The organism is Adhaeribacter radiodurans (assembly GCF_014075995.1).
In the GTDB taxonomy this organism is placed as follows: domain Bacteria; phylum Bacteroidota; class Bacteroidia; order Cytophagales; family Hymenobacteraceae; genus Adhaeribacter; species Adhaeribacter radiodurans.
In genome coordinates this window covers 2888816-2914379 of the sequence record NZ_CP055153.1, presented here as the reverse complement: position 1 = coordinate 2914379, position 25564 = coordinate 2888816, and the positions used below count along the sequence as shown (strand labels likewise).

At 41.4% G+C, this 25564-nt stretch carries 22 protein-coding genes; 2 read left to right on the top strand and 20 right to left on the bottom strand.

Annotated features, from left to right (window positions below):
- Nucleotides 1-45 precede the first annotated feature (45 nt).
- The 11 genes from nuoH to HUW48_RS11875 form a co-directional block, all read right to left on the bottom strand.
- On the bottom strand, nucleotides 46-1008 hold the full coding sequence (nuoH, locus tag HUW48_RS11925; RefSeq protein WP_182415882.1) for an NADH-quinone oxidoreductase subunit NuoH: 963 nt from the start codon (nucleotides 1006-1008) through the stop codon (nucleotides 46-48).
- The gene (gene nuoG, locus HUW48_RS11920) at nucleotides 978-3755 is read right to left on the bottom strand and encodes an NADH-quinone oxidoreductase subunit NuoG (RefSeq protein WP_246343846.1); all 2778 of its coding nucleotides are present in this window, start codon (nucleotides 3753-3755) and stop codon (nucleotides 978-980) included. The genes nuoH and nuoG overlap by 31 nt, the downstream gene beginning before the upstream one ends.
- On the bottom strand, nucleotides 3740-5014 hold the full coding sequence (nuoF, locus tag HUW48_RS11915; protein ID WP_182415881.1) for an NADH-quinone oxidoreductase subunit NuoF: 1275 nt from the start codon (nucleotides 5012-5014) through the stop codon (nucleotides 3740-3742). The genes nuoG and nuoF overlap by 16 nt, the downstream gene beginning before the upstream one ends.
- A gap of 440 nt (nucleotides 5015-5454) precedes the next feature.
- Entirely contained in the window at nucleotides 5455-5919 is a 465-nt protein-coding gene (gene nuoE, locus HUW48_RS11910) for an NADH-quinone oxidoreductase subunit NuoE (protein WP_182415880.1), read from the bottom strand.
- Between the two features lie 195 nt (nucleotides 5920-6114).
- Nucleotides 6115-7866 (bottom strand): NADH-quinone oxidoreductase subunit C/D, encoded by a 1752-nt coding sequence (gene nuoC, locus HUW48_RS11905; protein ID WP_182415879.1) that lies wholly within the window; start codon nucleotides 7864-7866, stop codon nucleotides 6115-6117.
- A 154-nt stretch (nucleotides 7867-8020) separates the two neighbouring features.
- Nucleotides 8021-8614, bottom strand: coding sequence for a VOC family protein (locus HUW48_RS11900; protein WP_182415878.1), 594 nt, complete (start codon nucleotides 8612-8614; stop codon nucleotides 8021-8023).
- A gap of 70 nt (nucleotides 8615-8684) precedes the next feature.
- Nucleotides 8685-9323: an NADH-quinone oxidoreductase subunit B gene (locus HUW48_RS11895; RefSeq protein WP_182415877.1), complete on the bottom strand. Its 639-nt coding sequence runs from the start codon at nucleotides 9321-9323 to the stop codon at nucleotides 8685-8687.
- Nucleotides 9304-9753 (bottom strand): NADH-quinone oxidoreductase subunit A, encoded by a 450-nt coding sequence (locus HUW48_RS11890; RefSeq protein WP_182415876.1) that lies wholly within the window; start codon nucleotides 9751-9753, stop codon nucleotides 9304-9306. The genes HUW48_RS11895 and HUW48_RS11890 overlap by 20 nt, the downstream gene beginning before the upstream one ends.
- Before the next feature lie 81 nt (nucleotides 9754-9834).
- Nucleotides 9835-10266: a CBS domain-containing protein gene (locus HUW48_RS11885; protein ID WP_182415875.1), complete on the bottom strand. Its 432-nt coding sequence runs from the start codon at nucleotides 10264-10266 to the stop codon at nucleotides 9835-9837.
- 416 nt (nucleotides 10267-10682) lie between these two features.
- Nucleotides 10683-11279, bottom strand: a complete 597-nt coding sequence (locus tag HUW48_RS11880) for a TIGR04282 family arsenosugar biosynthesis glycosyltransferase (protein ID WP_182415874.1) — start codon at nucleotides 11277-11279, stop codon at nucleotides 10683-10685.
- Complete coding sequence (locus HUW48_RS11875; RefSeq protein WP_182415873.1) at nucleotides 11272-11775, bottom strand: rhodanese-like domain-containing protein; 504 nt, start codon at nucleotides 11773-11775, stop codon at nucleotides 11272-11274. Before HUW48_RS11875 ends, HUW48_RS11880 begins: the two co-directional genes overlap by 8 nt.
- Nucleotides 11776-12401: 626 nt before the next feature.
- On the opposite strand from HUW48_RS11875, the gene HUW48_RS11870 reads away from it, so the two are divergent.
- Complete coding sequence (locus HUW48_RS11870; protein WP_182415872.1) at nucleotides 12402-13958, top strand: glycoside hydrolase family 43 protein; 1557 nt, start codon at nucleotides 12402-12404, stop codon at nucleotides 13956-13958.
- 220 nt (nucleotides 13959-14178) lie between these two features.
- Here the strand turns inward: HUW48_RS11870 and HUW48_RS11865 are convergent, their stop codons facing one another.
- From HUW48_RS11865 to sdaAB, 8 genes are all read right to left on the bottom strand, one after another.
- On the bottom strand, nucleotides 14179-15168 hold the full coding sequence (locus tag HUW48_RS11865; RefSeq protein ID WP_246343845.1) for an NAD(P)H-dependent glycerol-3-phosphate dehydrogenase: 990 nt from the start codon (nucleotides 15166-15168) through the stop codon (nucleotides 14179-14181).
- 210 nt (nucleotides 15169-15378) lie between these two features.
- Complete coding sequence (locus HUW48_RS11860; protein WP_182415871.1) at nucleotides 15379-15945, bottom strand: cupin domain-containing protein; 567 nt, start codon at nucleotides 15943-15945, stop codon at nucleotides 15379-15381.
- Between the two features lie 751 nt (nucleotides 15946-16696).
- On the bottom strand, nucleotides 16697-17929 hold the full coding sequence (locus HUW48_RS11855) for an alpha/beta hydrolase-fold protein (protein WP_182415870.1): 1233 nt from the start codon (nucleotides 17927-17929) through the stop codon (nucleotides 16697-16699).
- Between the two features lie 65 nt (nucleotides 17930-17994).
- Entirely contained in the window at nucleotides 17995-18510 is a 516-nt protein-coding gene (locus HUW48_RS11850; RefSeq protein WP_182415869.1) for a hypothetical protein, read from the bottom strand.
- Between the two features lie 60 nt (nucleotides 18511-18570).
- Nucleotides 18571-19086 carry a hypothetical protein gene (locus HUW48_RS11845; protein WP_182415868.1) on the bottom strand — a complete coding sequence of 172 codons (516 nt, stop codon included), beginning with the start codon at nucleotides 19084-19086 and terminating at the stop codon, nucleotides 18571-18573.
- Between the two features lie 182 nt (nucleotides 19087-19268).
- Nucleotides 19269-20681 (bottom strand): efflux RND transporter periplasmic adaptor subunit, encoded by a 1413-nt coding sequence (locus HUW48_RS11840; protein WP_182415867.1) that lies wholly within the window; start codon nucleotides 20679-20681, stop codon nucleotides 19269-19271.
- A gap of 21 nt (nucleotides 20682-20702) precedes the next feature.
- Nucleotides 20703-22175, bottom strand: a complete 1473-nt coding sequence (locus tag HUW48_RS11835) for a TolC family protein (protein WP_182415866.1) — start codon at nucleotides 22173-22175, stop codon at nucleotides 20703-20705.
- On the bottom strand, nucleotides 22172-22849 hold the full coding sequence (gene sdaAB / locus HUW48_RS11830; RefSeq protein ID WP_182415865.1) for an L-serine ammonia-lyase, iron-sulfur-dependent subunit beta: 678 nt from the start codon (nucleotides 22847-22849) through the stop codon (nucleotides 22172-22174). The genes HUW48_RS11835 and sdaAB overlap by 4 nt, the downstream gene beginning before the upstream one ends.
- 514 nt (nucleotides 22850-23363) lie before the next feature.
- Between sdaAB and HUW48_RS11825 the strand changes: the two genes are divergently transcribed.
- On the top strand, nucleotides 23364-24320 hold the full coding sequence (locus tag HUW48_RS11825; RefSeq protein WP_182415864.1) for a tryptophan 2,3-dioxygenase family protein: 957 nt from the start codon (nucleotides 23364-23366) through the stop codon (nucleotides 24318-24320).
- A 207-nt stretch (nucleotides 24321-24527) separates the two neighbouring features.
- On the opposite strand, the gene HUW48_RS11820 is transcribed toward HUW48_RS11825, so the two are convergent.
- Complete coding sequence (locus HUW48_RS11820) at nucleotides 24528-25334, bottom strand: hypothetical protein (protein ID WP_246343839.1); 807 nt, start codon at nucleotides 25332-25334, stop codon at nucleotides 24528-24530.
- Between the last annotated feature and the right edge of the window lie 230 nt (nucleotides 25335-25564).

The following is a 25564-nucleotide window of genomic DNA, read 5'->3' as shown; positions in this document are numbered from 1 at the left end:
CTTTCTTAATCCTACTTCTTGTATCTAGCATCTAGTGTCTAGAGGCTAGTCATTCATCCACAGCACTATACCCGCAGTAACCAATAGGTTTAGTAATGTTAAAGGCAGCAGAATTTTCCAGCCGTATTCCATTAACTGGTCGTAGCGGGGGCGGGGTAAGGAGGCTCGCAGCAAAATAAATATGCTGATAAAAACAAATGTTTTTAAAGCAAACCAGACTACCGGTGGCAAAAAAGCGGGTCCCAGCCAACCGCCAAAATATAAGGCTACTACCATGCACGAGATAAGAGTAATGCCCAGGTACTCGCCCACGAAAAACAAACCGAACTTCATACCGGAGTATTCGGAGTGAAACCCAGCAATTAATTCGCTTTCGGCTTCAGGAATATCAAATGGTAAGCGATGGGTTTCAGCTACTCCGGCAATAAAAAAAATAACAAAACCAATGAGTTGCGGTACTACAAACCACATTCCTCGCTGCGCCTCTACAATATCCCGCAGGTTAAAAGAGCCAGCTAGTAATACTACTCCCATCAAAGCCAGGCCCATAAATACCTCATACGAAATCATTTGGGCTGCACCCCGCATGGCACCCAGTAAAGCGTATTTATTATTTGAAGCCCAACCGCCCAAAATAATGCTGTAAGCGCCCATCGATGACATGGCCAGGAAGAACAGAATACCAATATTCAGGTCGGCCACCATAATGCCGGGTGCAAACGGTATGATAACGAAGCTCAATAATACCGTTGTCATTACAATAGCCGGTGCAATGACGAACACGGCTTTATCCGCGAAAGGCGGAATCCAGTCTTCTTTAAACAAAAGCTTTAAGGTATCGGCCAGCACAATGAATAACCCAAAAGGTCCGGCGCGGTTCGGGCCATAGCGGTCTTGCCAGAGTGCCAGCATGCGTCGTTCCACCCAGATGAGTCCGGCGGCTACGTTCATCATCACGAAAAGAACACCTCCTGCAATCAGGAAATAATTTGGGGCTGATTCTTCCATTCTGGTTTCATTTCTGTTTTTGATTCTGATTCTGTTTTAAGAATAACTGCCCAGGTAGGTAGTTCTGCGAAGGGCACACCCGGTAAGCCTTTCGGTAAACCTGCCGTTCCTTTCGTAAGAGTATGGTTTAGTTTTATTGGCAACTGGTGCGTTTGCTTATTTAATTGGAAACGGAGTGGCTCTCCTTCTTTTAAGCCTAATGCCAAAGCATCGGCCGGACTCAAAGCCAGGTAAGGATCGGGTATTCTTTGGGCAACGCCGGGAGATAAAATACTCAACTCCTCCGAGCCGAAGATATGGTACAACGGCACCAGAAACAGGTGGTCGGGGAGAGACTGAAAATTTTCAGGTACGGCAGTAAAATAATGAGGAACATTTCTCTGTTCAGGTTCTATTAGCCGGATTCCCGGATCTCCGTAACGTAAAGGACCGCCTACTTCTTCCTGAAATTTATTGACCGATTGCATGGAGTTCCAGCCCGGTGCCCAGAAAAACGGAATAACCGGCGAAGGCACGATGCCGCGGTAACCTTCCATGGTAAAAGATAATGGCGAATCAGGGTCTTGCGGTGGTTTGGGTTCACTCACATTTATATGCGCATTCATTGCGGTGCGGCCGCTGTAACGATGCGGCTCACGAGCAATTTTTTCTCCGGCAATCCTAAAACTGGCTGGTGGCGCTAATTTTTCAACTCCTTTAAACTGCTGGTTTTGTTCCTGAATGGCCCTGGTAATATCGTCCAGATTTTCCCAACCGGTAAGGATGGGATGATGCCATAATTTGCCTATTTGGGAAAGCCAACGCCAGCTTTCCTGAATATCTTCTGAGGTAGGGTATACCTGGTAAAACCGCTGTGCCCGACCTTCATTATTTAATAAAGTGCCGTCGGCTTCGGAAAAAGTACCAGCGGGTAGTAGAATGGTAGCCTTTTCACTGGTTGCATGATGCAGGTGATCCAGTACTACTATTTCCTTTGCTTTTGTAAAGAAAGAGTCGACAATAACTTTATCGGCACTGCGGTAAAGATTATTTTCTATGATTATTACGGAATCAGAGTAGCCATTTAATACTGCCTCAAAAGCCGATTCCAGCCTATGACCACCTAGCATGGCTAAGCCTAAGCTATTACATTCGGGAACAGTTAAAACAATACCAGCTTCTTTATTTTTAGCGTGTAAGGCAGCAGCAATATTGGCGGCAGCTTTTAGTACGGCTTCGCTGCCGCTGGAACAACCCGAAATTATTAGCGGCTTTTTGGCAGCTTTAAGGACTTCGGCAATTTGCTGCGCTAATAGTAATTCAGCTTCAGGTATATTCATCGCTGGTGGAGCATCACTGTTAATGAAATAAGCTACAGCAAAACCCAATCTCGCTATTGAGTCTGGGTCAGCATGCGAGGTGGCAGTTGCTACTTCATCAAGTTTAGTTGCAGTTATAGTAGAAATAAATAAGGGGCCTGATTCGCCCTGTGTTAGTTCCCGGACAGCAGCATCCTGCCACAAAGGTATATTTGCTTTTGTTACAATTTCTAAAGGTTGTTGTCGAACAGATTGCCGCACAGCCAGAGCTAGCATAGGAGCGGTATTGGTCAGGTCTTCACCTAATATAAAAACAGCATCGGCTTGCTCTACTTCCCGCAGCGAGAAAGTCCGGGCGGGGCTTTCTTTTAAAACTTTTAAAGCAAGCGCCACCAAATCATAGTCGTTATCCGAAACTCCCTGGTAAAAGTTATCTGCACCCACTAAAGTTTTTAAAGCAAAGTTTGACTCCAAAGAAGCACGCGCCGAACCAATACCAATCACGCGGGCGGGTTCTAAAATATTTGCAACCTGTTGTAAAGCCACCTCTTTAGAAACCGCTTCGGGCAGTTGCGTGCGCACCAAAGCTCTACGAATGCGGCTGGCGCTGTTTACAAATTCATACCCGAACCTACCCCTGTCGCAAATAAAATAACCGTTTACCTCGCCGTTATACCGGTTGGTGATTTGCCGGAGGGAACCGTAGCGTTCCCCGGCGGTAATATTGCAACCCAAGCTGCAATGGTGGCAAACCGATGGAGCCATGGTCAGGTCCCACTTGCGGGTATAATGCTGTTTCAGGGTTTTATCGGTAAAAACACCGGTGGGGCACACTTCGGCTAAGTTACCGCTGAATTCATTTTCAAGTACGCCGTCTTCGCTCCGCCCAAAGTATACGTGGTTATGAGCCGCAAAAACATCCAAATCTTTGCCGCCCGCATAATCTTTATAGAACCTTACGCAACGATAACACTGAATGCAGCGGTTCATTTCATGGTTCACGAAAGGACCTAAATATTGATTCCGGTAAGTGCGTTTTTTAAATTGATAACGGCGATAAGCATGTCCCGTCATAACGGTCATATCCTGCAAATGGCAGGAGCCGCCTTCATCGCACACGGCACAATCGTGCGGGTGGTTGGTCATGAGCCATTCAATTACGGTTTCCCGGAATTCTTTAGCTCCCGGCTCATCTACCGACAGGCGAAGGTTATCCCGCACCGGCTCCATGCACGACATTACCAACCGACCTTTGGTATCCGTTTCATCTTTAAATACTTTTACCGCGCATTGGCGGCAAGCGCCAACTGAACCCATAGCCGGATGCCAGCAGAAGTAGGGTAAGTTAAAACCTAAAGAAAGACAGGCTTCTAATAAATTCCTATCTGGTTTTACCTCGTAAGGTACATTATCGATATAAATGGTGACCATTCCTACCTCCAGGGACATTGTTTCTCGTGAATGTGGCGTTCAAAATCCTCCCGAAAATATTTCAGGGCGCTCTGCAGAGGTTCCATGGCACCCGGAGCCAACGCGCAGAACGTGTTGCCGGGACCTAAGAGTTTTGTATGATAATCGAGTAAGCTTATATCTTCCAGTTTGCCTTCGCCTTTGTCAATGGAAAGCAGAATTTTTTCTACCCAAGGCAAGCCTTCCCGGCACGGGGTACAGAACCCGCAGGATTCCTGCGCGAAAAAGTGCTGCAGGTTGTGCACAAACCCCACCGGGCAGGTGTGATCGTCCAGAATAATCATGGTGCCCGTACCCATACGACTGCCAGCTGCCGCTACAGACGGATAATCCATTTGCACATCTAAGTGTTCTTCTACTAAAAAATCGGTAGAAGCGCCTCCGGGTAAGGCTCCCTTAAATTTGTACCCATTCCGCATGCCACCGGCGTGTTCTTCTACTAATTCCCGGACGGTAACACCCATGGGTAATTCCCAGGCACCCGGTTTATTTACCCGTCCGCTGATACCGTATAATTTAGTGCCTGAATCGTTAGTACGGCTTAAACTTTTAAACCAGGCGGCTCCATTGTTAATGATGTGCGGCAAACAACTTAGCGTTTCTACATTGTTGACTATGGTTGGTTTACCAAACAATCCGCTTACCTGCGGGAAGGGGGGCTTCGCGCGGGGAGTAGCCCGTTTACCTTCCAATGCATTGAGCAATGCGGTTTCTTCGCCGCACATATATCGACCTACTCCGGTGTGCAAATACATATCTAAACTAAAACCAGAACCAAATATATTCTGACCTAAGTAACCGGCTGCATAGGCTTCGTGAATAGCTTTGGTAATTTCCTGAGCTGCTTTTTTATATGCCCACCGCAGAAATACATAAGAAATATCTGCTTGTATGGCGTAAGAAGCGATGATCATTCCCTCGATGAGCTGGTGTGGGTTGCCTTCCAGCAAGAGCCGGTCTTTAAAAGTACCAGGCTCCATTTCATCGGCATTTGCTACCAGGTATTTTGGTCGGGGCACGTCCGGTCCCATGGGTACAAAGCTCCATTTTAATCCGGTACTGAATCCGGCTCCGCCACGGCCGCGCAGGTTCGATTCTTTTATTAAATTAGTGACGCCTTCCGGGGTAAATTCCTTAAGCACTTTTCGCACAGACTGGTAACCGCCTACTTGTTCATATTCCTGTAGGTTGAGGGGGCTTCTATCTGATCGAATGTGCTGGGTTAATGGCCTTTCCATAGAAGGGTACGTTTGTTAAAAGATGAAATTCTTATGGTTTGTATGATTAAAGTCTATTAAAATTAGTATTAACAGTTTTTCTGTGGAGCCTTTTCAAGTCTCCAGTTGTTGGTGCTAACTTGTTTGAACAGTAATCAGTTTGCCTCCTGGCCGGCGGGCCTCGTTTGGCTCTTCCGGGCTGGTCTAAGCTTGTTTTGTTCGTGCCTCACAATGCCTCGTACCTCGGCACCACAACCTTAGAAGGCCCTCCACAGCCAAACTGGTGTTAGTTGCGCTTAGTTACTGCTTATCTTGTAATACCTAACCAAATACTTTTTATTCATTCCCGTTTATAGGTGTTCTGATAAATGTACTCTCTTACTATAAATATTTTCTATCCATTAAATTTTAACCTCCCAACTATCCAACTTTAATACTTTCTAACAAAAACAACCCGCAATTCACTTGTACTTACTCAGAATTTCATCTAACTTTTCGGGTGTGACATCCTGGTACAAATCCCCGTCTACCATCAGGGCAGGGGCGTGGTCGCAGGTACCCAGGCAAACATTGGGCAGCAGGGTAAATCGGTTATCCGGGGTAGTTTCGCCGTATTTTATTTCCAGTTTTTGCATCAGGTCCTTTCGGAGGTTTTCGTAGCCCATTACCCAACAACTGATACTATCGCATAATAAAATAACATGCTGGCCCACAGGTTTCCGGAAGATTAAGTTGTAAAAAGTAGCCACGCTGTCCAGTTCATGCGGGGTCATTTCGAGCATAGTTGCAGTATCTTTTAAGTTCTCGTCCGAAACCCAGCCCCGGTGGTTTTGTACTACCTTAAGGGCTTCGATACAAGCCGCTTTTTTATACGGAACCAAGCTTATTTCATGCTCTATCTCCTGAATTTCCTCGGCAGTTAACATGCTTCTTTAAAAATTATGAATTAGATATTATAAATTAGAAATGAGTGGTTAATATTTAAATTATTGCAGCACTTTATGAAAGCTCCCCTCCTAAACTTTGGAGGAGCAGGGGTGGTTGGTTTTTATTTTTAACTTACTTCTGTTCCTAATTTTTATTTGCTCATTCTAAACTCACACCTTTAAACATTCTACAATTCACCGGTCAATATCCGCCAGTACATAATCCATGGCACCTAATATGGAAAGCAAATCGGCTACGGTATAGCCCCGGCTGATATAAGGCAGCATTTGCATGTGCGGGAAGGAGGGAGTCCGGATGCGTACTCTGTAAGGCGAGGTATTACCATCGCTGGTAAGGTAATAACTGTTGGCTCCTTTGGTAGCTTCTATGCAGCTCATGGCTTCGCCGGCCGGAATAACAGGGCCCCAGCTCACATTTAAAAAATGCGTGATGAGGGTTTCAATGTCCTGCATGGTATGTTTTTTTATGGGCGGCGTGGTTAGTGGGTGGTCGGCTTTGTACGGTCCAGCGGGCATGTTTTTCAGGCATTGGTCAATAATGCGTAAGCTTTGCCGCATTTCTTCTACCCGAACCAATGCCCGGTCGTAGCAATCACCGTTATTACCAATGGGTACTTCAAAATCGAATTGCTCGTAGCCGGAGTAAGGTTGTTTTTTCCGGAAATCCCATTCTAAACCACAGGCGCGCAGGTTAGCACCCGTTATGCCCCATTCTATAGCTTCATCTAAAGTAAATATACCAATGCCAATAGTGCGGGCTTTAAACAAGCTATTGCGTAGCACCATTTTATCGTATTCTTTCAACCGTTTTGGAAAATAATTCAGGAAATCCTGAACCAGTTTTTCCCAACCTAGGGGCAAATCCTGCGATACTCCTCCAATCCGGAACCAGTTAGGATGCATGCGACCGCCGCAAACGGCTTCCACAATTTCAAAAACCTTTTCCCGGTCCGAAAACATGTAAAATACCGGCGATAACTGACCTAAATCTTGGGCGAAAGTACCATACCAAACTAAATGACTGGCAATCCGGAAAAACTCACACATCATTATCCGAATTACTTTTACCCGTTCCGGTACTTCGATACCGGCTAGTTTCTCGACTGCTAGTAAATAGGCCAGGTTGTTCATCACACCGCCCAGGTAATCAACCCTATCCGTATAAGGAATATAGGTATGCCACGATTGGCGTTCGCCCATTTTTTCGGCACCCCGGTGGTGAAAACCAATTTCCGGTACGGCATCCACAATATCTTCTCCGTCGAGTTGTAGTATTATGCGCAACACGCCGTGGGTTCCCGGGTGCTGGGGCCCGATATTCATAAACATGAAATCGCTATCGTCGCTTTGACGTTTTAAGCCCCATTCTTCCGGGTTAAATTGCAGGGCAGCTTGTTCGCGATCTTGTTTTTCGTTCCATAAGCGAAAAGGACCCATTTCGGTTGCCCGGGCGGGATGTTCTTTCCGGAGAGGATGCCCTTCCCAGGTGCGGGGCATGAGAATACGGGTGAGATGCGGATGTCCTTCGAACTTAATGCCGAATAAGTCAAATACTTCCCGTTCGTACCAGTTGGCATTTACCCATAAATGAGTAATGCTTGGAACCGAAGGATATTCGCCAAATAAACCGACTTTTAAACGGACAAAACTGTTGCGGGCGAAAGAGAAAAGATGGTAAACAATGGTAAAATCGGCGTGCGGCACATGGTTGGTACTGCGGTTGCGCGTGCGTTCATCAACGGCAGTTAAATCATAAAGAAAAAGGAAAGGCTGCTCAATTTCAATCTTTAAATAATGGAGTATGGCGTGGATCTGGTTAACGGGTATCCAGAGAGTGAGTATGTCATCCTTCGTCGTTTGCCGGGTAAAAGTTTTTTCCCCGAACTTCGACTGCAATAACTCCAATGTATCGCGGCTGCTTTCCATATATGTAAAAATTACCCTTTGTTGCGGGTGTTGCCTTGTGCCTTATGCTAATACCTCATGAAACTTAGTATCGGGTGGTGTTTATTTTTTGAAAAATGCTTAAAAAAATAAATGCTAATGTTGAAGAAAGATCACTTCATATATCTAAAACACTTTATGTTCCTGTTTGCAAGTAATAACCTTTATATTTTATGTAAGTCCTCAGGGAAATGATTTGCTCGGATAATAAATCAGCGTTCACTTTACTTTTTAATTGATTTACAAATTCTAATCCGGCTTTAGTTACACCAATAATTTCGGTTGCTACACCTATTTCTTTATAGGTATCAAAATAGGCCACTTTTGCCACTGGAAGTGTTAAATCTTGGATTATAGAATAGCCTTTGTTGCTCAGTTCCGAAACTGTTTTATCAAATTCTTCTTCCAACACCGAAAAAGCTATATGTTGTACGCCCCCTTCCGGATGTTTTTCAAGGTAATCTTGGTAGATACTTTGACCAGAAACGGGTTGTATTAGCTCCAGCATACTATCACCTGAATAACCCATATATAAATGAAAAACAAAATTGCCTGGTTGCCCGAGATAAGTGCCTTCTGTATCCTCCGCGCGAATGTTTTCCATTTTTGCAAAGTCAGACACACCTAAAACTTCCTGAAAAATCTTTTCAGCCGCCTGGATATCCTTTACCACCAAACCAACTTGACTGAATCGGGTACCGAAATTTGGGCTTACAGAATGTTTTTCCATAAATAATTTTTAGGATACAAATGCTTTTAATTATTAAAACTGATTGTAAACTGAGCGCCACATTTAAAATCTAAACCTCATCCGGTGACCGGAAAGTAGTCATTTGTTGTCTTCTTTCGAGCTTGCGGGCTTTTACATCAATTTTCTCGGGCCGGATTATACCTTGTTCGCCAACGGTCCAGCTTAAGGGTCTTTTTTCTTTTCCCACCGACTCGGATAATAATACTAATCCTTCCATAAAGGCGTCCGGTCGGGGTGGGCAGCCAGGCACGTATAAATCCACGGGTAAAAATTTGTCTACACCTTGTACAACACTGTATATATCGTACATACCGCCGGAATTGGCACAAGAACCCATGGATATAACCCAACGCGGTTCCATCATTTGCTCGTGCAAGCGTTTAATAATAGGCGCCATTTTAATAAATACAGTACCGGCAATAATCATTACATCAGCTTCGCGAGGAGTACCCCGGATTACCTCCGCGCCGAATCGGGCCAAGTCGTATTTAGGAGTCATGCTGGTAGCCATTTCTACGAAGCAGCAGGAAAGCCCGAAATGGAACGGCCACATAGAATTTTTGCGGCCCCAGGCTATTAAACTCTGCACGGAACTCAGCATAATGCTTTGCTGCACAGATTCCTCGAAAGAACCGGTGCCTTTTACCGTATTGGCGGGAGTCTCCGGTTTACTTAACCACCATTTCATGAGCCTTATTTTTAGGAGATATTTTTCGGTAAGCCTGCAGAATTTTCTTGCCATCCGGGCCAAAGTCCAGGGCTCCGTTGCGCCACTCGTAGATTAAAACCACCACCAGTAAGAGTACAAATACCAGCACCCCCATATACCCGTACCACCCTAAATCCTTAAAAGCTATTGCCCACGATACAATAAATATTGTTTCGACATCAAAAATGACGAAGAGCATAGCGATTAAGTAAAATTGAGCCGAAAAGCGCAATCGGGCCGAGCCGGTACTCACAATACCGCCTTCGTATGGTTCGCCGGTAGCGCGTTCTTTATGCCGCCCTCCTAGAAAATGGGAGACGGTTAAAATAACGCCTACGAGGCTAAAAACGATAGCGCTGTAAAATAAAAGTGGCCAAAGTAGGGGAGTGCTTTCAGTAGTTGAATTCAAAACAGATTCCCTCCCGAGAATCGTTTGATTTTGGTAGTTACCGCATCAACGTCAAATACTCACTAACCGGAAAAGTAGGAATTAATGGCCGGTTATGTAATGCTCCAGATCCTCAATAATGATTCTTTGTTCTTCGATAATGAACTTTACGAGGTCACCAATAGAAACAATACCTACTAATTCGTTGCTATCTACCACGGGTAAATGCCGGAATTGTCGGTCTGTCATAAGCTTCATGCAATCTTCAACGGTGGCATCAGAGTTTACCGTAACCGGATGCTCGCTCATTACCTCCCGGATCAGCGTTTCTTTTGAAGCTTTTCCTTTCAGGATAACTTTGCGGGCATAGTCCCGTTCAGTAAAAATTCCAATAAACTTACTGTTTTCTATGACTAAAAGGGCGCTCAGATTCTTTTCCATCATGAGCTCAAGTCCATCGAAAACAGTTCTGTTGGGGTCAATGGAATAAATTTTATTCCCTTTTTTTTGTAAAATATTTCTGACCTTTCCCATTTTACCTCTTCCTCCTCAAGAGTATTAAGTGTAGAAGGTAGCAGTAGTTAATAAAAATATATAATGAGGTTTAATATAGGTCGCTGGAAATGTAAAGGATTTAAATATAAATAAATTATTTAAACATTTACAAATTTATTTAAATTTTTATTATAAAATTTTAGATTTTAAAGTGCTTACTGTCTAAATAAAGTATAGATTCAATATTTTAGTAAATTTATTTTTTTTTAATTGCTGGCTTTCAATACTTTATGTTTGTTATCAATATTGTTCTATTGTAAAGCATCATAACATTTTATTTTAAAATTAACTGTAAAAGCTTCTTTTTACCCGAGGTAAAATCAATTTTACTAATATTATAGGCTCCTAATATAGTCTGGTGTTTACTAAAACAAAGTCTAAAGTACCGCTATTCGTTAAAAATTATGCTCACGAATTGTAATTAAATCTTTTTCTTCGTCCACATCGGTAAGTTCCGGCAAGAGGGCTACGGTTTGTCCGGCGGCTTTTATGTTATTTAACGTGTCGGGTAATACCGAATCGGTACTCCACTTTTTACCTTTAAAAAAAGATTCGTTTAACACTTTCATACCTAATAAATAGTAACCGCCGTCCTGGGCCGGTCCAATTACCACATCGTTTCTTTCCAGTTTATCGAAGGCTTGTAAAATTATTTCTTCGGTTAATTCGTAGCAATCGCTGCCAATAATGCACACTTGTTCGTAGCCCGCAGTAAAAGCTTGTTCAAAGGCGTGTTGCATGCGTTCGCCTAAATCCTGACCCGATTGAACGTAATTGTCGTAAAAGGGCGGGCTCCAATTATCTTCCTGAATGAAATCGGAATAATAAACAGCTTTGGTTACAGGTAAGGGAAGCGTTATTTCGTAAGTGCGTTTCAGAAGTACCTTGTACACTTGCAGTGCTTTTTCTTCGCCAATGCTAGCTGCTAATCTGGTCTTAACTTTTCCGAACACTTCATTTTTAACAAAAATGAGGAGTAATTTTTTATTCATAAACTTTAATGCCTTTTTTTAACCAGATTGCCCAATAATGGTTGTAGGTATGGACACTGTCGGTGGGAGTATTATCCGGTTTTACTACTATCATACCTTTATTTTTCCATTCAAATATGCCACCGTATAAGTTCCGGACGTTTTTATAACCTGCCCGAAGTAATTTCTCACCAATTTTCTCGCTCCGCACACCTACGGAACAATAAACCACAATGGGGGTATCGAATGCAAGGTGTTTTACCTGCGCCAGCGAGAACTCATCATAATTTACGAACTGCGCTGCGGGTAAATGACTTACCGCAAATTCGGCCGGTGAGCGGGTATCCAGCAAAATTATGTTTTGATTATTCTTTAATTCCGTAGCTAATTGTGCCGGCTGGATAAGAGGTACCGTTTTTTTATACAATATGTTTAGTTGCTTATCGAAAGCAGTTTGTCCACACCCCGGAATTATAAAAGATAAAAGCAGTTGAACAAGTATGGTAATCTTTTTCATTAAAAAGGAATTGCTCCAGCAATAACGGTAATAATTTACCTAATTCATTTAGAAGCTGATTAGCATTTATAAAAAAAGTAAAAAACTTTGCCCTTATAAGGGCAGGTATTAATTAATTATTGCGGAAATAAGCCGATAGGGATAAACTTCTAAAACGCTAAATAGCTTCATAGATAAGAAAGTACACCACTCAATCTTTATTCAGGAAAGGATAAATACGTTATTTGTCATAAGACAGAATTTACTAAAAATTACGGTTAAATTAATTTAGAGCCTATCTTGTGCGTTGTCTTACGGATTTTAGAGCTTAATTAATTGTTAAACAACGAACAAGTAATAACCAGCAGAAATTTTCTACATTATTAAAATAGATAAAGGGCCGATAAAAAATTTTGAAGAGTGATATAAGACTTTGCTACACTAAAAATATAATAGTTTAGTACTACAAAATAAGTAACGAGGCAAGATTAGTTTACTGTACCGGATGTTTGAAGGAGGTCATATAACTTTGATATTCAATTATATATTAACTAACATCTAACATCTTTATACTTATGTCTCTTTACTTAGCTTTATTTAGGTTGCATTATACTTATGCCTGATTAAATAGGAAACACATTTTGAATATGAAACATTATTTAATTACCCTGCTTTTAAGTTTACTTTCTATTACCTGTTTTGCCCAAACTGGTTCTGCCATCACTTATAAAAATCCGGTTATTGCCGGCGATTTTGCGGATCCTTCTGTGATAAGGGTGGGTGATATTTTTTACGCGGCAGGTACATCTTCGGAATGGGCCCCGGCTTATCCAATTTATACTTCCAATGATTTAATTAACTGGCAATATGTAGGACCTGTTTTTAATCAGCTTCCATCCTGGACTATGGGCAGTTTTTGGGCTCCGGAGCTTTATCACCGAAATGGCACTTTTTACGTGTATTATACGGCTCGCCGCAAATCTGACCAACGCTCTTACATTGGAGTAGCCACTACCCGGGATTTAAAAAAGGGATTTACTGACCATGGTTGTTTACTAGAATGGACGAACGAGGCTATTGATGCTTTTGTGCTGGAGGATGCGGGTAAACTTTTCATTACCTGGAAGGCATACGGACTAGACAAAGGCAAAGCCACCCAGATTCTGGGCCGGGAATTAACCCCCGATGGATTAAAAGTAAACGGGGAGGTATTTACCTTACTGCAAGCCGATCCCAATAACTGGGAAGCAGGCGGGGCAGAAGGACAAGCAATATTTAAACGAGGGCGCTATTTTTACATGACGTATTCGGGAAATGCTTGCTGTGGGCCTGATTGTAATTACCAGGTAGGTTTAGCGCGGGCCGAGAAATTGCAAGGTCCCTGGGAAAAGTACGCGGGTAATCCCGTGCTAAAAAGCGGAGAGAACTGGAAATGCCCCGGTCACGGCACCGTAGTAACTACCCCCGATAACCGTTATTTTTACTTGCATCATGCTTATAAAAGTTCTGGTTTTACTTTTACCGGCCGCGAGGGAGTACTCGGCGAACTCATTTGGGATAGTAAAACTGATTGGCCAACTTTTCGGTACGGAGATACGACACCCGCACAGGCTGCGGCTCCATTTACAATAGCTCAGAAGCAAAACCTGAACGTATCGGCTAAATTTGAAAAAGGAGAAAAGCCACTTTCCTGGGTGTGGGATGTAAGCCAGCCTGCTCCTGAATTCAGTCTGCAAAATGGGTATTTGCAATTGCCAACGAGTATGGTCTCGCTACCAGCCGGTAATTTTTTAGGGTTAGTGGTTAAAAATGGTACCTATGCTTTTACCGCGGAATTCCAGCCTCAAAATAAGGTACTGCAAAGCGTTTGTATTTACGGCGATAGTAAAAATGCTCTGGGGTTCGGTATTAACCAGGATTCCCTGGAACTGTGGCAAGTAAAAGACGGGCGCCGGGAGGTACTACAAAAGCTCTCGGTACCAGGTAAAAACTCACCTATAACCTTAACTTTATCTAGCCGGCAGGGGAAGTCTTATCAATTTAGCTGGAAGAACAAAAACGGTAAATCAGGTTCAATGGGTAAAGAACCACTGGATGGTGCTTTTCTGCCTCGTTGGGATCGGGCTCCCCGAGTGGGCATAAGCGTAAAAGGCGAAAACCAAGCGGCCGGAAAGATTGGGTATGTGCTTCTTCAGTATGAATAAAAGTAAAATTTAGTAATTAGCGTGCGTTCGAGATAAGTATTAATCTACACTAAGAATAAATAAGGTACTAGCAAGAAAGATTACATTCGCTTTTCACGTTTTTCTTGTCCATTAAAGTCATCCTGTAAGGATTTTCCAAGTAAGTAATTGATTAGATCCTTACACGATAACGTACTTAAAACAGAATAACTACATATTCTTTTATTCTCCCGAACGCACGTTAATTAAACTTCTCTTTTAATATAGCAATCTCCACGGGGGGTGAAATGCGCTCGTACAAAATATTATAAGCCGCCGAAGTTATGGGCATGTTTACTTTAAGCTTTTTATTTAATTCGTGAATAATCTTCACCGCGTAGTAGCCTTCGGCAATCATGTTCATTTCTACCTGAGCCGACTTAACCGAGTAGCCGCGGCCAATCATGTTACCAAAAGTACGGTTTCGGCTAAATTGAGAATAAGCGGTTACTAATAAATCGCCGAGGTAAGCCGAACCACTTAATTGACGCGGACCAGGATGCATGGCCTGCAAAAAAGCTTCAATTTCCAGCATGGCATTAGAAACCATTACCGCCTGAAAGTTATCGCCGTAATTTAAACCGTGCGCAATGCCACAAGCTAAGGCAATAATATTTTTCATGACTGCGCAGTATTCAATGCCGTAAATATCTTCTACGGGAGTAGCGCGCACGTACCGGTTGCGTAACAAAGCACAGAATCTTTCGGCCAATGCTATATTGGTTGCCCCTATACTTAAGTAAGATTGTTTTTCCAGTGCCACTTCTTCGGCGTGGCAAGGGCCGGCAATCACGCATTGATGAGCTAAAGGAACCTGAAAATTATTTTCTAAATATTCGGTTACCAAACAATTTTTATCCGGAATCATACCTTTAATGGCCGATACCAGAAACTTATTTGCAAAAATACGGGAAGGCAATTTCTGTAAAACCGATTCGACGAAAGCGGCTGGAACGGCCAATATTACCCAGGTTGCCTGCTCTATAACGGCTACCATATCAGTAGATGGTTTTACGTAAATTAAATCAAAGGTAACGCCACTTAAATAGCGGGCATTGTGCCGGTACGTTTGCAAGTGTTCCACATCAGCTGTGTGCCGGAACCACCAATTCACCGGTATTTTATTTTCAGAAATAATTTTTACTAAGGCAGTGGCCCAACTACCCCCCCCAATTACTGCTACGCTTTCCAAATGTTTAATTATTCTAATGAGGTATTTATTTGTTAAAACACCTTTAAACTTTTAACGGTTTTAATTCAATTTTATTCCTTTAAGCCGGTTAAGGCTTTTATTAATGTAAGTTGCGATAATAGCTGACCAGGTTTAATAATTTCAGAACCAACCCATAAATTTAAATTACAATTTTATAAAACTGCTAGTAGGTAAAGTTGTTCAATGAGATTAATTTAGTTTCATAGGAGGTCCCACTACCTGCATTTCATTATCTGCAAAAATCTTGGCTATTTCCTGTTGACTTGGTTCATGGTTTAAAGCAGCCATAGTAACAAAGAAATTTTCTAATCTCCCAGCGGGTTGCAATATTACACTCATTTTTCCCTTTTCCGATACTTGTGTCCAGGCATGAGCAACTTTTCGTGGTAAAAATATGCTATCGCCCATAGTTAAATCATACTGGTTGCTCCCAACCTGAAATTTATAGGAGCTTTCTATAACATAAAATATTTCGTCCTGGAAATGATGAATATGTAGAGGCGTTCCCTTGCCTTGTGAGAGAGAGGTTTGTTCAAATAAGGCCAGGTCATTATTGGTATCACTTCCTGATATTTTAACATCAAGAATGTTTGAGTTTACACCTTTTAATTTAATATGCCCATGAATTCTTCCTTCACCAGCCGAAATCTTAAAACCTTTATCATTTCTTGTTAGCTTTTTCTGAAGTTGTGAAAATCCATAATAGGGCACGGTTGCCAAAGCAAGTAGTGCTGCAAGAAATTTATTTCGTTTCATAATTTTAAAGGCTTAGTAAATGAAATTCCATATAATGCTGACTGTATTCCCGATGGTTGGTTAATAAAAAGTAAATAACAATTTAAATTTTCATTGTTTCTATTTACTGACGGAAAGAAATTGCTGCTAGCAGTTTGCAGCTTGGCGAAGGTGACGACTTTCACAACAAATGTGGAGGCGAGAAGCAAATTTAAATATCCCTAAACGGGTTTGCGGAGCACCGCACCGTCCTATTTACTAAATCTGCTGCTAGGGATGGTGGTATTTATATGATTGCTTTTTATTAGTTAAAGGATTGTCTGAATTCTAAGTGAGTCAAGTTTATTTTTGCCTTGAACAACTTGTTAAACAATTGCGAATGTTCAAAACCCAGTTCATAGGTAATTTCACTTTCAGCAAATTCGGAAGTTAACAATATTATTTTAACTCTATCTATAAGTTTATTATAAATATGCTGTTGGGCATTCTGGCCAGACAAAGAACGTTACATATCACTTAAATGGCTGGGCGATAAATTTACGAGCTTAGCTAAATATTGAACGGTTGGCAAACCTTAAATGGATGATTTCTCGTTGTTAAAATAATCATCGAAAAATTTATCTGTCTTTTCTAATAAGTCATGGTTTCTTATTTCCTGTTTAATAAATTGACGTTTGGAAACCCTGTTACTGTAATTTATTAATAATTCAACTTTTATAATAATTAAAACCTGGCTAAAATCATCTATTCTTACCCTCCAATTCGGCTTCAATTATTTTAACAGTTTCTCTAATTTACTTCTAGTTTCATTGAATTTTTTGATAGTCAAGGCTTTTTGATAATTTTCGATTACTCTTGCTTTTTCACCCTTGGCAGCATAAAAGTCTCCGAGTGAATCATGCACATTAAAACTTACCGGATAGTTGCGGACATTTGATTGGAACAGGTATTCTGCTTCCTCCATTTTCTTTTGAGACAGGGCCATATAACCCAGTTGATTTATCATCATTTCCGGTACCGGAACCGTAAAGCCAAACTGCTTAGATACTTCTTTATAATGATCTTCGACTTTAGTAATGGTGTTTTTGGAGAATTTTAAGTAGTCTTCATCTTTGAACCGAAAATCATAAAACTTAAATATGAAGTGTAACGCATCATAGGTAGCAATTAAGGGTACAGATCCATGTGAGTCGCCCTTGTAATACTTGTAGCCATAAGTCAAACCGTTCCGTTTATTTTTCTGTACCAGCTTATTCAGGGTCAGAATGGAACGAATATGCTTGGTTGGGATTGTGGTATCTCGTTTGACTTTTACAGTGTCCATTCCCGGTTTCATGGTATTAGCAATTCCTAAAAAGAGCTTTTTGCCTTTGTAGTCCTGCTGGGCGAGCAGACCACCAGCTTTTGAAAGCAGTTTCTGGTTGTCCCACCACATGCTGGGGTCAATTGCTATGTAGGCATTAAATAGATCTTTGTGATTTAAAAATAGGTTTGTAACGGTTAACCCACCAAGGGAGTGACCGATCAACGTACGGTAAGGTAAAGTTGAGTAGGTTTTCTCAATGTAGGGCATCAATTCCTTTTCCAGGAAAGAAGCAAACTGTTCGCCTCCGCCCGAGGTTCTAACGGCATTGCTGTCGTTCATTAACGGATCAATGTCAACATGCGAAGGTGTTAAGTCGCGGGTTCTATCAGTATTGGGAATGCCCACGACAATCATTTCCGGGCAAATCATGTTGCCGTTGACAGAACTGAGTTGCTGGACCATACCAACTACCGAGTAGAAATGAGCATCACCATCCAAGAGGTAAACAACAGGGTACTTTGCTTGGGCGTACAATCCGCCGGAAGCGGAGTTAGGGACATACACCCAAATCTTCCTTTTTTCCTGCAGGATTTTGGAGTCAATGCTGTCGATGGTGCCCAGAATAATTTTGTTTTCTAGTTGGGCATTGCATGCATAGGATACAAGGATCAATAAGAGACAGGAAAGATATTTTCTCATATTAATTTATGAATGGGTGATAATAAGTTACGCATAACGGCTTGGCTATGGCGTGTTTTAGTGCGCTATAGGTTTTGTTGGTTTAAGTAATTTTTAATTTTATTCCTTTCTTGAACTTCTTCTTTATTCAGGTCAAAATGAATTTCATCGATTTTGTGAACCGGACTATCAATGCCATATATGATGTTTTTATTAAAGGATTTGAAGTCAATTTCTCTAAATTTCTTTTTGAATAAGATACACTCCTGATTATCTATATCAATTATCAAGATTTTTTGAATAGTTCCTATTAGTAATGTTCGTTTCCAAACTGGTATGGCTACTTTGTTTCCTTCTGCATTCCAAATAGGAGGCCCGCCACACAGGTCATTTATTAAATGCTTTCCGCAAGAATTATCAACTAAGTAACATTTCCCTGCTAGTGGGCTACCTTGGACAATTTCAATTAAAGTACCATATTCCATTCTATATTGCCGGTCAGGTGAAAACATCTGTTCACCACCATTTTCAAAAATCCACGGCTTAGTATAAGAACTTTCTATTTTCTCTATCATTCTTAATGCTGCCAACGGCTTGTACATAAGGCGAGCAAGGTATAGCCGAAGCTTGGCTTATGTGCTGGGTTATGTAGTGTTTTTCATCTATGGCAGGTTGTCCCAGCCGATTTCTGGATTATCAAGTAACGACTGAAGATAATCCCTGTCTGGACTTACCAATGTTCCGTAATCAGTAGCCGATGGAATGACCACTTCAAAAAGATAGTCACACTCACTTTTCAGCAATTCATACCTTCTGTTTCCTTTGATATTATCCAAGTCTAAGTAAGCTGGCGACAGCTGGTTTAACTGTATGAATTCAATTCCACCTTTCCAACCAGGCATTAAGGGCTTAAATTCTTCGGTCGGCAGAATGAAGTCAAACTTCAGTCCTTTGGCAAGAACATTTAGATTCTGCACTTCTTCTTTAATTGGTAGATTAAACTTCTGCCATTGAAATCCACTTCCTGTTGTATGGTTATGTACCCAAACATACTTATGGCTATCCCGAATTAAGTACTTGAGAATTCCTGTAGTAGCAAAGTCAAGCACTATCCTATAACTACCTGGGGCGGTTTCTTTGATACAGTTTATGTTCTCTTTGAAGTCTACTTCTTTCATGATTCAAATACTACATAACTACCAGGTATACGGAGTAACTCCGCTTATCTGCACTATACACGCGGATATAAACGTAAAGACTACTCGGGTACTACTCGAGTATAAACACAGCTATTTACAATTTACTAAATCTGTCTTACTTATGTAAAGAGGATGCTCCACTAATTAACAGCCGCTATTCATCACGTATTCCCTTCTTCTTTTTCGTCGCCGCCTGCTTTGTTTAACGTTTTTTCGTCTTTTATAATAACTGCGGTACCATTCTTGAGTTGCTTGGTTACTGCCCTAAAAGGCCCTGAAATAACTTCCTGACCTGGTTTTAAGCCGCTGGTAATTTCAATATTATCAAAATCGCTAATACCGGTTTTTACCTCCACCATTTTAGCTTTGCCGTTTTCCTGCACAAAAATTACCTCTTTCAGGTTTTCGGCCGGGGCGGGTTTGGTATTGGCATTGTTATCCCCGTTAGCATTGTCCGGGTTATTATTTCCCTGGTTAGAATTACCGGGGTTTTTATTTCCTTCGTTATCTCCTTCGGTGCGGGTAGTTACGGCTGCTAACGGTACCGATAAAACGTTTTCTTTTTGTTCGGTAATAATATCCACCGAAGCTGTCATGCCTGGCCGGAAAGGAGTAGAATTTTTCTTTTTTAAATTATGATAAGAATCGCTGAGCAAGCGAATACGTACTTCAAACTCGGTTACAGCCTCTAAGGTAGTAGCATCTTTAGCGGTATTGGCAATGGCCGTTACTACTCCCCGGAATTTAGTGTCGTCGTTTGAGTAAGAATCTACTTCTACAATGGCCGAGTCGCCGAGTCCTACCCGGATAATATCGTTTTCGTTAACGTTTACCCGTACTTCCATAGAGTTTAAGTTAGCAATCCGGAGCATTTCGGTACCAGCCATTTGCGAAGTTCCTACTACCCGTTCGCCGCGTTCTACTGCCAGTTTCGATACAGTGCCACTTACGGGCGCGTAAATTGTGGTTTTACGCAAATTTTCGTTGGCATCATTCAGGCTGGCCTGAGAACTCTTTAAATTAAACTCCGAGGCCCGTACCCGTTGCCGGGCCGATTCTATTTCCTGTATACTGGCATCGTACTGCGCTTTGCTCTGGTCAAATTCCGATTGGGAAATTACTTTTTGCTTAAAAAGCTCGGTATTGCGCTGGTGCGTTAACCGGATGTTGGAGCTACTGGCAATTAACTGCGATAACTGGGCTTTGGCCTGAGCTAAGTTAGCCCGTTCGGTGTTAACCCGCGCCCGCTGGGCTTCTACCATCGACTGGTAATTATCGGCCCGGATGCGCAATAGCAACTGGCCTTTTACCACCGAATCGCCTTCTTTTACGTGCAATTCCGTAATTTCACCCGAAACATCCGGACTGATTTTTACTTCTACTTCGGGTTGCACTTTACCGGAGGCACTTACTTTTTCTACTATTTTTGTCCGTTTGGCTTTTACTACAATTACCTCTACCCCGTTGGGTTTGCCAATCCAGCCTTGTTTTTTAGCAACTACTAATCCTACTATTAATACCAAGGCAACGGCGCCAATAATGTACAATAATCGGTTTGAATTTCTTTTGGCCATGTTTTTTGCTGATTAGTATCTCTAGAAGGTGATGGGTTTGTTTTGGTAAAAATCTAAAACTTTCAATCGAAACGTGTATTCATATTTTGCCTGAATTACATCTAATTCGGCGCGGGTAAAGTTGTTGCGGGCTACGTTGTAGTCGGTAGTGTTCATTACCCCGTTATTGAACCGGATTTCGGCATTGCGGAAAGTTAGCTGGAAGGCAGCTAACTGTCTTTTCATGGCAATAAAACGTTTTTGTGCCGCAACGGCATCGGCGTACGATTGCTGAATAGTTTGCCGCAGCTGATTGCGCGTAATTTCGGAATTTAAGACTGCGTTTTTATAATTTATTTTCGACCTTAACACGCCGTTGCGGGCACTTAAACCGTTAAAAATGGGAATCTGTAAATTTAAAAATACCCCACCACCCCGGTTATCCTGTAGTTGAGTAAGGTAAGTGTATTTTTCTGTAACCGGTACTTTTTGGGTCATAATAGTATAAACCTTTTGATTTACATCCCGGTTTACCAGCCCAATTACTTGTTCAAAGGTTTGCTCCTGACCGGCATCTACTACTCTTATTTTATTTAAATTAAAATAGTTGGTGCTAAAGTTACCACCTAAAGATAGCTGCGGCATTAAAGCACCTTGCGATACTCTAATTCCAGCTAAAGCGCTCTGGGCCCGGATATCGGCACTTTTAATTTCGGGCATGCGCTGCTGAGCTATATCATAGACGTTGGTAGCGTCAAAGTTTATTACATCTTCATCCGGATCCTTAATATCGGGCTTAACTACTTTAAAATCTTTTAAGTCCTGCAAATCTAATAACTGCATTAAGTTAACTGCGGCAATATCTCTCCGGTTTTGCGCATTAATTATACTTACCTCGTCGGTTGCAATCTGGGAGTTTATTTCAAATACATTGCTTTCGGCTACGCTGCCGGCCTGGAAAAGCTTTTGGGTTCTTTCGGCCTGTACCTTCGAGCTTTCTAATTGTAATTTAGCCGCTTGTAATAATTCATCGCTTAAAATAATTTCCAGGTACTGTGATATTATATTTAAAATAACATCATTCTTGGTTTTTTCCAGGTCCGATAACGAAGCTTCATAATTAAGCTGGTTTTGTTTAATCGTGTTCCGTAACTGAAATCCATTAAAAATAGGCACATTGGAATTAACCGAAAAACTATTAGCCCGGGTATTCTGATTTACTAAAACCCCGGTAGTAGGGTCGTTGTTTAAACCAAAGTTTATACTGTAGGAAGTACCGCCATTTACGGTAGGTAAAATGTTATTGCGGGCTTGTTTAGCATTAATAAAAGCAAGTTCGCGGTTTAATCCGGATTGTTTGAGTAGTAAATTGTTCTGCAAGCCATAATCCAGGCATTCTTGCAAAGTCCAGGTGGTTTTTTGGGTTTGTGCCTGCGCTTGCGCGGGAGAAGCCGCAGCTAATCCGGCCACAAGAACTGCTGCTACAATAATTTTTTTAATAGGATTGATCATCATAAATCGATGTTAGGAATGTAGGTTATTTTTTTAATCCAACTAAGCTGACTAAGGTATTGGAGGGTAATTGGCTTCAATCCGGTATCCATTTGAATAAATTGCCGGGCCAGTTCGTTTTTGGCGCGCCGCGATACGTTCATGGTAGCAATATTACAATCATCGTGAGCGATAACACTGCCAATAAAAGCAATGCTGCCTTTTACGTCGTCGGCATCAATAATTAATGTATGCAAGGTAGCCGAAAAATCACAGGCAAATCCATCTACTTCCACAATGCTGATTACCCCACCACCGCGGCTTTCTCCTACTACTGTTACCTGGTTAGTAATGCCGGTTAATTCCAGTTTTACAGTGTTGGGGTGTAGGGTAGAGGCATTTCCTACCGAGCGGAAAGTATATTGTAAACCAACTTTTTCCGCGTAAGTAAAAGCATCTTTCAGGTGAACATCATCGGTGGCAAAATCAAGTAAGCCGGCAATAATGGCCCGGTCGGAGCCGTGACCTTCGTAAGTGCGGGCAAAAGAGTTATAAAAAGTAATGGCGGCAGTTTGCGGAGATTCGCCTAATACCCGGATGGCAGCGCGCGCAATTCGTACCACGCCGGCGGTGTGAGAACTGGAAGGTCCAATCATAACCGGTCCGATCATGTCAAAAATACTACTTCTTTCGGCCATCTGTCGAATATATATGCCTCGTATTCAAAAGGTCAAATTTACTTAATAGCTTCAATTAAGAAAGTTTTATAAATAATATTTAAAATTGAATGAAGTAAGGAGATAAAAGTATAAAGATATATGATGTTAGACTTTTGAAACTATAAGTGACAAAACATTAATATTTTAAAAAAAACAGCCTAGCCATCCATTATAGTAAATTAATTTTGTACCGTTACTTACTTAAAATAAACCTGCGCTTTACTTTGCTTTTTGCCAGCTAACCTTTTTCAGTATTATAGATAAGGAATAGTAGGGTAATTGATTTTTAAGCCACAAAACGGTTGAAAGTATCCGGATTACCTGAGTTAAAAACCAAATCGCTAAATCTATCGGCAAGAGTAGATAAAAAAGTAAATTTATTTTACTTTTTAAGATGCGAATAAACTTGTAAAGGTTGCCCCTAGGATAGCAACAGTATAAAAATTTAACTTTAAGTTTACGCCCTTAACCATTGTTCTTTTGTTAAATGAGCATGCCATTGGAGCCACAGGTATTAGAGCAGCTAAAAAAACTGGAAGAAAAATATTCGGCCTTGGGTCAGGATCTTGCTGCCTACCTGGAAGGATTGTACCATTCCGATTTTTTAAATTACTGGGATTACATTCATCTGGATACGTTGTTGAGTTTACAAACTCCCCGCACTACTTTTCCGGACGAAAAGATATTTATTCTCTATCATCAGATTACCGAATTGTACTTTAAACTTTGCTTAAACGAGTACGAACAAATTGGAAACCTGCCCGACGATGCCTTACCCGAATTAATTATGCGCATCACCCGGATAAATCGCTATTTCGAGAACCTGATTGATTCATTTGACGTGATGGTGGACGGCATGGACCCGAAAGAGTTTTTGCAGTTCCGGATGTCGTTAATGCCGGCCAGTGGCTTTCAATCGGTTCAGTTTAGAATGATTGAAATTTGCTCTACGGATTTAAAGAATTTGATAGATAAAGAAAAGCGCAATGCTTTGGGTTTAACGGCCGGACACGATGAAATGATGGGTTGTATTTACTGGAAAGAAGGTGCCACCGAAGTAGATTCCGGAACCAAAACCTTAACCTTACTGCAATTCGAAGAAAAATACGCCGATATGCTTTCGGCATTTGCTTTAAAATATAAAGATAGAAATGTATGGTCGTTGGTGCAACGTTTACCCGCAGCCGATCAGGAAAACCCTAAATTATTGCGGCAGTTAAAATTGTTGGATAGCAATGTTAACGTAAACTGGCCTTTAATGCATTTTAAATCAGCGGTAAGATACCTGAAAAATGAGAAAGATACCCTGGCCGCTACCGGTGGTACCAATTGGCAGCAATATTTGCCGCCCAAATTTCAGAAGCGTATCTTTTTCCCTTCAATCTGGACCGAACAGGAAATAGACGATTGGGGAAAAGGCTGGGTAGAAAAAGTTTTAAGCGATTTATAATTATTAAAGTGGTAGGTAAAAGGTTTTAAGTGGTAAGTAGTCTTTGTTCAAACGTTTTGCTATTCCATCAAGCACCATAAAAGATTAAAGAAAATTGAAATTAAAAGTATAGTTTAGAAGGTTTTCTAAAAAGCCTGTTTAGTCCTGATTACGGAAGACTTTTTAGAAAACTTTCAACTTAAAACATAAAACTTTTGACCTCCTAACTTATGATTTGGCTTGCTGATTTTGTGGGAGAGTGACTGGGTCAAAAGAAGTAAATACTGTTTCGGGTAGTTCGTCGAAAACCTGAATGTCGGTAAGTTTGGCTTTACCCCGATCGCCAGACAATTTAATGTGGCCATGCGTTTGATAATCTTGCCAAGGCATAACGAATGCAGCGGCAGAATCGTTAACATTTCTATAATGTGCCCATTTGGCTACCAGGTGAGAAGCTTTATCTACGTAAACCAAGTATTTATTATCGGGTGTTACACCCACATTCTGGAAAGTAAGCTGCAAAACATCGGCTTGCCGTCCGGCCGAAACAGTATCTTCGCCTACGTATTTAAGGGTAACTCCGGAATCTTTTAACTTAAAAGGCATTACAAGCCAGTACGAATCATTTATCCAGGCTTCTTTCCCTTCTTTCAGGTATTTAGCCAGCGAATCGGGTTGGGTTACTTCCGTGCCATTCTTAAACACTTTACCTTTGCCGGTATTAATATTCACCAACGTTTTCGTGCTATCTTTTAAATTTTCAATGCGCACGTTGCCGGTGTACTTATCCCAGATTAACTTACGAGCTCCAAAAAAATTCCAGGCAATGTAGTGTGTCGCATCCCAATTCTGACGTCCGCCTTGCGCAGCCATAACCGAATCGGCAATTTGAATTGCTTTAGGGTCGGAACCCGCCAGGTTAAAGCCATCCATTGGGGGATTACCGGTTTGTTTCTGCTCTGCCTTCTGGCACATCTGAAAGGAAAGGCAGGCAATTAGTAGTACTAAATTTAAAAAAGTAGTTCTCTGTTTCATAATATATAAATGGCTAAAAGGAGCGTGTTAAACCGAATTCTTAAACGATTAACTTCTAATTTAAAAAAGTAAGTTTTACTAAAAGTACGCTTTGTCTGGCTTATTAAAATTTACTTATTATATACAATTAAAGTAGGGCAAAAAGGTACCAGTATTTTTGTAATAAATTAAATATTTTATCAATATTCCTTTATTATAAATAAAACTTAGCTAATATTAAATGCAGCCGA